The organism is Citrobacter sp. (genome assembly GCF_050252275.1).
GTDB classification, from domain to species: domain Bacteria; phylum Pseudomonadota; class Gammaproteobacteria; order Enterobacterales; family Enterobacteriaceae; genus Citrobacter_A; species Citrobacter_A amalonaticus.
Window position 1 is genome coordinate 1 of sequence record NZ_JBFWLF010000173.1, and the last position, 9,944, is coordinate 9,944.

Sequence of the window (9,944 nt, forward strand, 5' to 3'; positions counted from 1 at the left end):
CTGGACCACGGCGAACGCGGCATCGGTGAACGGGGCGTTCAGCGCGCCTTCTGGCGTGGATTCCTCGGTGGTCCAGTTATCGTTGCCGTGGCTGGATTGCCAGATACCATCGCCGCCGTTGATCACGCCGTTGTTTTTCAGTTCGCCATTTTCACCGCCGGTGCCGTCCCAGAAGCGCAGGGTCAGACCGCCGTGGTTCACCAGATTGACCTGATTGTTAACCGATGTCTGCACGTACAGACTGTCTGCCGCCGTTGGGGCGTTGGCAATGTCCATCACGTTGTTGGTCAGCGTGCCGGAGTAGTTAATGACGCGATAGACGCCGACATCAAAGCTGCCGCCGGGTGAGGTTTCAATGTTGAGCTTGCCGTCGAGTACCAGATCGCCGTTGACGTTAATCAGGTCGTTGAAGACACCGCCCGGGGTATATGCCTGGCCAAACTGATAATCCAGTTGCGACAGGTCATTCAGCGTCAGAGCGCCGGTGGTCAGTTTGCCGACGCTGTTCAGTGTGGAACCGGCGGTAATATGGCCGTTATCCGCAACATTTACCGCGCCGCCAATAATGCCGTTGCCACCCAGCGTCGCGCCTGCCTTGACCGTTACGTCACCGGTCGCCGCCGCCTGATTGCCGTTGACCAGCAGTACACCCTCATCGACCGATGTGGTGCCGGTCCAGGTGTTGTCACCGGTTAAGGTCAGTATGCCGTCGCCGATTTTCACCAGATTGCCGCTGTCACCGCTGATGATGCCGCTGATGGTGTCGTTGAGACCCAGATTACCGAGGGAGAGGGTTTTATCGCCCAGCTCAACGTTACCCGCACCGGACAGCGAACCGACGGATGTCGCGCTGTCGACATGGCTGATATCCACTCTACCGGTGGAGAGGTTTTTCACCGTGGTCATTTCCGCCAGTGCGCGATCGGCAAAGGACATCAGCCCGCTGTTGGTGACCGTTGCGCTGCCGCCGCTGGCATCCTCTTCCAGCGCCAGCGTGCTCGTTTCTGAGACGTTAATCATGGATTGTCCGGCTGTTGCATTGTCTGCAATCAGCGCCTTTGCGGTGCCGTTTAGATTCAACGTCGCGTCGGCGGCAGTGACCGTGTCTTTTAGCGTTAACAGGCTGTCGGTAATCTCCATCGTCAGGGATTGCAGACTGGTTGCCGCGCCGCTGACGTTCAGCGCCGCGCCTTTCGTTACGCTCACCGTGCTGCTGGCATTGCTACCAAATGTTCCCGTCTGGCTGGCATTGACCGTAACGTTGTGAGCTTGTCCGGTACCTTCAATCAGCGTCGTACCCTGATAGCGGTTTGCCCGATCGAGCGACAGCGTGCTGGCCGCATCATGGGTACTGCTGGTGACTTTCAGGTTACCCGCGCCCGTGATATCGCCGACAGGGGAGAAGTGGTGCGAATTCAGATCGAACACCGCATCCGCGCCAGACGTCCCCAGGGTGAGGGTGCGCTGAGTGGTGAAATCCGCGCCCAGCTGGAACGTTGAGCCGTTGTTGATAGTGACGCCGGTTCCGGACTGGCCCAGGTTGTTATCCGCCGAGATTTGCAGCGTACCGCCGTCAATGCGCGTGCCGCCATGATAGGTATTATCACCGCTCAGGATCAGACGCCCCTGGTCAGTCTTGACCAGCGTCAGGCTATCCGTACTGTCGCCTTCGCGGATCGTCGATTCGATCGTTGCGGTGAAGTTTTCGCCCGCGCCACCAGCACCGACGCGGAGCATCAGCTCATTGCTGCCTGCGGTGGTCTCCCATGCGTTCAGCGCATCGCCTTTGATGACATAGCCGTCCGCGTCAAACTGCGCGCCGGAAAACTGAACGTTGCCCGCGCTCTGATCGACCTCGACCGTACCGGCGTTGCCGGTAAAGACCGCAAAGGCTTTTTGCGCCCACGGCGCGTTGCCGATACCGTCCTGCTGCGTCCAGTTGTTATCGCCCAGGCTGCCGATAGCCATCCATTTGCCATCGCCACCATCGATTTTACCGTTGCCTTCAATCCCGGTTTTACCGTGGTTTTCACCCGTCTGCGCGCCGTCCCAGAACTGCAGCGTGACGCCGTTGGCGTTAACCAGGTTGACCTGCTTATCCAGCACCGTCTGGACGAAAATATTGCGCTTATCCTGACCCGCCGGAACGTCGCCTAATTCCAGCGTCTGGTTGTCGAGGGTGCCGCCGTAGTTATAGAGACGATAAACGCCTGGGCCAAACGTGCCGCCTGTGCTTTGGCTGACGTTCAGCGTGCCATCGAGCCGCAGATTGCCGGTGACATCGACCAGATCGTTTTGTGCGCCACCGGGCACGAAGGCTTCTCCCAGTTCAAACGCGGAGGTGGTTTTGCTGCCCAGTTGCAGACTCCCGTTGATCTTCAGCGTCCCAGCTCCGCCGTCGCCTGCGCTAAGGGTGGTGGCGTCATTCATCACGACGTCGCCGCCGAGGGTGCCGGTGCCGCCCAGGGTTGCAATGCCGTTCACGGTTGTCATGCCCGTCGCGGCAGACTGATCGCCATTGACCAGCAGTGTGCCGTTGTCGACGGTAGTCACTCCTTTATAACTGTTGGCGCCGGTTAAACGGGTAATACCTTTACCGATTTGCTCCAGCGCGCCGATACCGGAAATCACCCCGTTAAGCAGGACGTTATTGCTGCGATTCACGGTCAGAATACCGTCATCAATGATCTGCGAAACCGGGTTGATACCGCCCGTTGTACCGCCCTGACCAAGATGTAAAATCCCGTACTGATTGATCGTCGTAGAACCGCTGTAGCTATTGTCGGTAGTGAACACCGTCGTGCCACCCGTTGCGCGGACAAAGTTGCCGCTACCGCTGATGGTGCCCTGATAAATCTGGCTGTCAGCGTCATTGCCCTGCGTATCAAAGATGATGTTGCTGGCTATACCGCTGGTGGTAATGCTGTAGTTGCCAATGGTCGCGCTGGTATTACTGGCATCGCGATGGTCGCCTGTGCGCAGCGTCGCGCCGTTGTTAACAGCCAGGGTGCCGTCAGCCAGCGTCAGGCTATCCACAATGCGCATATCCGCCTGTGCGCCCGTCAGCGTTAAGGTATTCCAGCCACTGCCGATGTGGGTTCCCAGACTGAGGTCATCCGCCAGCAGCGTACCGATATTACCCCGGGTATTGGTGAAGGTGAGGGCGTTACCCGTACCAGCGAGCGTGGTGATGTGACGCGTGTTCGCCAGCGATACGTTGCCGATGTTGGCCTTGTTGTTGGTTGTCCCGGCGAAGTTCACTTCCCCGGCGAACGTTCCGCTGTTCCAGATAAAACGATCGCTACCGGCGCCGGTATTGATGACGCCGCGCGTATTGCCGCCGCTGATGTTGATGGTGTCACTGCCGTTACCGGACTGAATCGCGACATCCCTGTCGGTGGCCGCGAGGACAGTCCCGGTGTTGGTGATGGTTTTGCTGCTGTCGCCACTGGCATTCACCACCGGACCGTTCACGCTATTGGAGGTGACTTTGCCACTGTTGGTGATGGCGGAAACGTCTTTTGCCAGAATCGCTGAACCGCCCGTCGCGTCCTGAATGGTAATATCGGCGCGGGTGGTCAGTCTGCCGTTGGTGCGGGCATCAATCCCGTTCCCTGTGGCGTTTCCGGCATCGTTGTGTACCAGCACCGTATAACCGGTGCCGATAGTCAGATCGCCGGTCGCGTTGTCGCCGTTCTCTTTCATGAAGGCAAAGCCTGAACCCGCACCGGTGACGTTGAGTAGATTATCGGCGCCGTCTTTCACGTTCAGCGCCACGCTGGTGCGGATCCCCGGACCGTCGTTGGCGTTAATCGTGACGTTGTTCAGCGTGATATCCGAACTTTCGGCATGGTTTTGAATCCCTGCGCCGCTGCCCAATGCGCTAATAGTGACGCCTTTGGCGGTCAGCGACCCCGCACCGGCGGCAAGGCGAATTCCATCCGCCGTGCCGTTGGTCGTAATGGTATCGGCTACTCCACCGGTTCCCGTCGTGATATTCAGCGTTGCGCCATTTGTCAGCAGCACGCCTGCGGTACCGTCATCGACCACAATGGCGCCCAGCTTTTTGATCTGCGCATCTTTGCCAGAGGCGCGAACGCCAATCCCATTGCTGACATGCAATGCCTGGGATGCGTTGTTGGTTAACCGTCCTCCTTCCTGCACGTCGACACCGATACTGTCTTTACTGGCGAGATCGATAACCGCGTCCTGTTGCAGAACAATGTTGCCTAGATTCTTCGCCACATAGGCGATGACGTTCAGCCCGGTATCCAGGGATTTAATAATGGCGCTGGAGTTAAGAATGGTTTCGACAGGGGTGCCCTGTTTATTACCGTTCAACTGGTGCGCCTGACCATCGACAATCCCGGCTGTGGTATTTGATCCGGTCAGTTCAATAAGAGTCTTATCGCTGATGGTGCCTTCTGCACCCCCTTCGAGCAGCAGCGCCGCCGCGCCGTCGCCGCTTACCGTAAATGTCGCTTCACCCGTATCCACGGTGCTGCCTTTACCGGTCGCAAAGACGCCAATCGATTTTTCGCCCGTTAAGGTCATCTCGAGTTTAGATGGCTGGAGCGTCAGCGGGTCGAACGTATTGCCGGCAAAGTTTGCGCCATTAGCAATGCGGAACAACGTGGTGCGCGTCTGACCGTTATCGTTCATCACGGCTTCGCCGATATTGGCGGTCGCACCTTTGCCGTACAGATAGTAGCCAATTTGATCGCTATTTTTGAATAGCGGACTGCTGGTACTGTTAACGTTAGCCACCGCATTATCGCGGACATGAACGCCAATATTGCCGACTTCTTTGAGTGTGATCGAAGAAGACACGTCAACGGTGGCCTGAGCAGTGTTACTCCCTTCTGCCCAGATTGCATAGTTACGGTTCGACGTGCCACCGTCGCCCGCGACCGTGATTGCCCCTGTATTGCTGGACGTCACATGCGCGTTCTTCGAACTGGCGGTAAGATGGATACCGATGTTGTTGTGGCCGTTGACGTTAATCTCGCCGTCGTTACGGATCTGCTGGCCGTTTTCGCTGCCGCTGTCGCGCACGGAAATACCGAAGTTATGGCTGGTGCCGGATGACGAGTCGCCGTTGAGGGTGATTTTACCGGTGTTGGTCACATTCCCGGTGGCGTTGCCGACCAGGATCCCCGCCGCGTTACGTACGCCTGTTCCAAGGGTGATTGTCCCGTCATTGGTGACATCGCCTGAACTGCGGGTCAGGATCCCGGCGCTGGGGCTGGCGCCACCTGCCATATCGACATCCTGTGTGAGATCGTTAGCGTTACGTCCAAGATAGATGGCGGCATCAAGGGTGTTTGTGAAGGTGGCCTCACCGGACACTTCAACGCCGTAAGCCGTTCCCTTACCAAATGAGCCGCCGTTACTGCGTCCGTCCACGACGTTAATCTCACCCCTGTTGGTCCCGCTGGTTTGATCGGACAACTGCATACCGATAGCGAGCGTCAGAGAACTGTCCGGTTTATCCGTTGACCACGGATCGGCCGCCGCCGCCGTACCGTAGTTGTTGGTCGTGATGGCCTGGTTAATGGTCCCTTCGTTCACGACGGTGCTGTTTCCCAGCCCCTGCATACCGTAGGCACCGTAACTGTTGACCTTCCGATTCCCATCCTTATCGATAAACAAACCGGAGTTGATCGTGCCGTGGTTAATGGCGCTGGCATCACTGGCCAACATGCCAATCGCCAGCCCCTGTCCGGTAGACGTTCGCAGCACGTTCAGGGCGCCTTCATTGACGACAGAACCACCGCCATCGGCCTTCATTGCCCCATTGATACTGCCATCGACAGCCAGAGTCGCGCCCGCAACCAATGTACCGGTGGTGCCTAGTCCGTTAGCATAGATGGCATGCAGTTCCCCAGTGGCCGCTGTGGTGTTATTGGTGTGCGCCTGTCCGTCAGTCCAGACATCGTAATCCCAGGTCAGCAGGTCGGCATTGGTGCTGGAGGTCAGCAGTTGGTTGATCAGGCTCGCGTAGTAGCTCTGTGCGTCAGAAACTTTACTGATAGCGCCAGAATCCAGCCATAGCTGGATCTGGCTGATATCTTGCCCGTCGGGTGTTTTGGCGCTCTCACTGCCGGCGCCAATCAGCCAGTTGTTGAAATTCGCCAGATCCGCCGTGTTTTTGATGGAAAAGGTGCGGTTACCCGTTTCAACGACATTCCCCTCTTCGTCGTAGCCGTAGGTCATTAAGGTAATGTCTTTGCCAAATACGGTGGTCTGTTTCGAACCCGCAAAGGTTTTGCTCGGAACGACTGGTGCAGCACCAAACTGGATATAGTTATCGGATTGCCAGTTAACCTTGCTGTTCGGGTCTTGCGCTTTGAGCAGAGAAGAGTCTTTTGCCAGCAGACGAATAGCATTTTCTCTTACGTTCAGTGAATGATCGCCAATATTGAGATTGGCGGTTGCGCCATCTTTGGCAAGGGCAAAGCCAAACTGCTTATAGATTTGCGACACATTGGCATCAAACGTGTTAAGCACTGCATCGCCAATCTGCGAAACGCTAATAAAGTTTGCCAGGCTTGCGGTATCAAACACCTTCAGGGTAGAGGTTGTCTCGGGATCGGCCGGGTCAATCACCTGAAATTCCACGCTTTGCTGCGGCGTAGACGACTGTGTATGGCTCAGGTATTCCGCCAGTTCTTCAATTGTGGTGATAGGTTTTGGTTCGTGGTCGAGGTTGGTCGCGGTAATAATAATTTTGCCGTTTTCCAACAGATCCCTGATGGTAGACGATTCCACAATGCCGGTCTGTCCGTAGGCGATGTTGGGGATCGCGCCGGTGATATTCAGTTCACTGGCGTTGTTTTTGTTTTCATATAAAAAACCGTAGTTGAATACGTCCTGATGGACGCCGGCGGAGATGACATTCGGGTAATCCACGGTAATATCGCGTGTGCCATCGGTCACGATCGGTATGGCGGCGGCCGTGAAAGAAACGCCAGCAACTAAACCGGAAACAACACGCAGTCCTGTTTTACGCGAGCTGCTTTTTTTCTTCCCTTTTGATAATTCGGAGGCGACAACCCAAAGCCCGAGTGTCGCATTCCATATGATGTTGTAAACCTTATTCATAATAACCTCGTCTGCATTTCTGTTTTTAGTTGGTTGACACGTTGCGTTTGTGGTTAGGGGTGGCTCACGATGAGTTGGCCTGGGTTGTCAAATTTCGAAAACAGGAGTCCCTTCCGCAGGGCGGAATAATTTTTAGTGATTGATAACGTCTTAATTAATGCTCAGTCGTCCGTGTTGTATTTCCTTAGTGGTTGTTAGCGATAATGGGAGAATATATATTTCAGATGGGTATTGTTGTGCCCCAGTTTTTTGGCAATATTGCTTTTATAGGTACCGATAGTTTTTTCGCTTTTATGCGCAATAGTGGCAATTCTGGACAGTGACCAGCCACGGGAATACATCATCATGACGTTAAATTCATTCACGCTCATGGCATTATCCAGCGGTCGGTTCACACTTGTGTTCTTGCAGTTAATGAGTTGAGTCACCCGGCGGTGCAGTGCGTCAAGGCTCAATGTGCGGTCAAGAAAGTGCATCTGCATGCCGCAAATGGTCTGGAATACCGCAAAGGTTTCGGCATTCGTCAGCACAAAAAGCATCAATGACGCACGCGAGGAGAGACGGCGAATGATGCTGGCGTATTTCAGAATATCCGTCTCTTCGGGATGAATAATGAGGTAATCATTATTCTGAACAATCGGGAGGGAAGAGGGCGGTGAACTGGCTGCATAATATTGCATACCATAATAGAGTGATGTGCCGCGCAGAATATTTTTCATGCCAAGCCAGGTGTAATAATCATCACCCATAAAAATAGCTTTTGACATTAAATTCTCCTTGAGTCGGCAATAGCATCCTGCCCCTCTTTAACATTTTAAAAAAGGGTTCTTTCCCAGCCTGGGAATCTGTTTAAATCCACAACCTGTATTGGGATTATTCTCAATTGAAATATTACGCTTTGTTAAAATTTAAGATAAATCGTTTATTTCACCTCCTGAAGAATGATTGATAGATTTCACTTATGGATTGATGAAAACGGCTGGGAAAATAATGGAGCGTTTGCGGGAAAGTCTTAAAAAATAGCGGAGACCATCGGAGGTAAAGGCATGCGGTGTGGAGGTAGGGGATAAACGTGATGATGTGCGGAATCGGGAGTTAAGAATATTCCTGGGTAATGTCACCGTAAAAACACTCCCTCTGCGTAATGCTCTTGAGGTTCACTTAATTTAAGTGAATAAATCTGGGTTATTGATTATTGTGTAGAATTAAACTCTATAATTTTTTAAATTAACGTAATTAAGTATTGTTTTTGATTTTTTGTGCTGTTTATGGACCGGGCAACTGGCCAGCACTCCTTCGCCACCCTTTTGTTACAAAAAAAACTTAACCTGCCAGCAGATCCTGTTCAACGTGTTTAACCTGGGTCTCCAGCGTATCGCGAAGCTCAGCCAGCGCGCGTTCTTGTTCTGCAAAGTACGCTTCTTTATCGCGAACCGAGGTCGCCAGACGCCAGGCATTTTCTGCTTCCAGCCCGGCGATCTCTTTCATCAGCGCGTCAATCTGGATCCGCAACTGCTGGATTTTCTGCCGCAGATGGTCGAGATTGTTCAACCGGTCGCTGGCCATCATTGGCTCCAGACCGCTTTGCAACTGAGTGAGCAGGGCGCGAATGGCCGCCAGATCGGCGTTTTGCCGCGCCAGATTGAGCTGCACCATCATCTGGTGCGCTTTCTCTTTCAGTTCATCAGCGACAACGTCCGGGTGACACAAACGGCTGGCCTGACGCCACAGGCGCTTAAGCTCATTACGCTCATCCGGTGAAAGGCGCTGATCGCGTGCGAAACGGTGCTGAGCATCCTGCTGCTGTTCCTGATACTCCTCATATTCATGCGCTGCCTCTTCCTGTGCCTGCCGCGTGTCGCTGTCATCCTGACGGGAAAAATCGGCTTCCAGTTCACGGATCTCGGCGAGCAGGTCGGTAATCAGCTCCGTTTGCTGCTGGATGCGCTGACGGATGTCGACTGCGGCACGAGAGGCTGAATCCATGCCCATCCACTGCTGTTTAAGCTGGGCTAACCGATCGACCGCCAGTGAGATGTACTGCTGACAGGAGAGGTAATCTTTCTCGCGACGTCTGCGTTCTGCTTCCTGCCGACGCAGGGCGCTGGCTGCGAGCTGTTTACGCAGCTCGAGAATACGGCTCATTAATGGCCCGAGGCGCAGATGATACTGGTCGTTAAACTCATCCAGAATCTGAATGCGGGTATTACGGGTATCGATCAATTCACGCAACTGATTTTCCAGCGCCTTAAGTTCCAGCTTGCTGGCGGCAATCGCCGGATCCTGCCAGTTGGTTACGGCGCGCTGATTTTGTAGCCAGGTAGCAATTTCACGCATTGCATCACTGAAGCGGCGCGTCTCGATAGCCTGGGCAATTGCCGTTATTACAGGATCGCCAGATTCCCGCTGCAGATGCACAAGCTGCTGCTGGATGATCTCCTCATCCTCAAGTTCGATGGCGCTTTTAATGATTTCGAGTCGTTTGATGATTTTATTCATGACACCGTTGCCTGGCGTGACCGACACATGAATGACGATATTTAGGTTAAGTCATTCGTTTGAAAAATATAAAAAAAGTGCAAATCGCATTCTGTGGCCTGTGGGGCCTGTTCGTCCAGAATAATTCGCAGAAATTATCGTTCACTCGCCATTTTCGTTTGAGCTCTCACAATTCGAACCTCTGTTTCATTAAGGGTATTTTTTGCGCGAAATACGCTTGCTTCGAAAAAGAGAATAAGTATAGTTCTCATTCTCTTTATTATTTAATGCGTGTCTTTTTTGGTAAGGAACCCAGGATGAAAAAAAATATTACGGCGCTGGCCGTGCTGATCGCGGCGGCA

The 9,944-nt window shown here is 53.9% G+C and carries 3 protein-coding genes; all 3 read right to left on the bottom strand.

Going from position 1 to position 9,944, the window contains the following annotated elements:
* The coding region (locus tag AB7E14_RS14915) for an autotransporter-associated beta strand repeat-containing protein (protein WP_428169636.1) at positions 1–7,104 on the bottom strand (7,104 nt) is incomplete at its 3' end.
* 194 nt (positions 7,105–7,298) lie between these two features.
* A complete protein-coding gene (locus AB7E14_RS14920) occupies positions 7,299–7,871 on the bottom strand; it encodes a helix-turn-helix transcriptional regulator (RefSeq protein WP_058587748.1) in 573 nt (190 codons plus the stop codon).
* Positions 7,872–8,427: 556 nt separating this feature from the next.
* Complete coding sequence (locus AB7E14_RS14925; protein ID WP_046401490.1) at positions 8,428–9,603, bottom strand: DnaJ family molecular chaperone; 1,176 nt, start codon at positions 9,601–9,603, stop codon at positions 8,428–8,430.
* Positions 9,604–9,944: the final 341 nt, after the last annotated feature.

Bases quoted from the DNA above. Each gene is read 5' to 3' on its own strand.
- AB7E14_RS14920 (WP_058587748.1), bottom strand. From the start codon at position 7,871: ATGTCAAAAGCTATTTTTATGGGTGATGATTATTACACCTGGCTTGGC.
- AB7E14_RS14925 (WP_046401490.1), bottom strand. From the start codon at position 9,603: ATGAATAAAATCATCAAACGACTCGAAATCATTAAAAGCGCCATCGAA.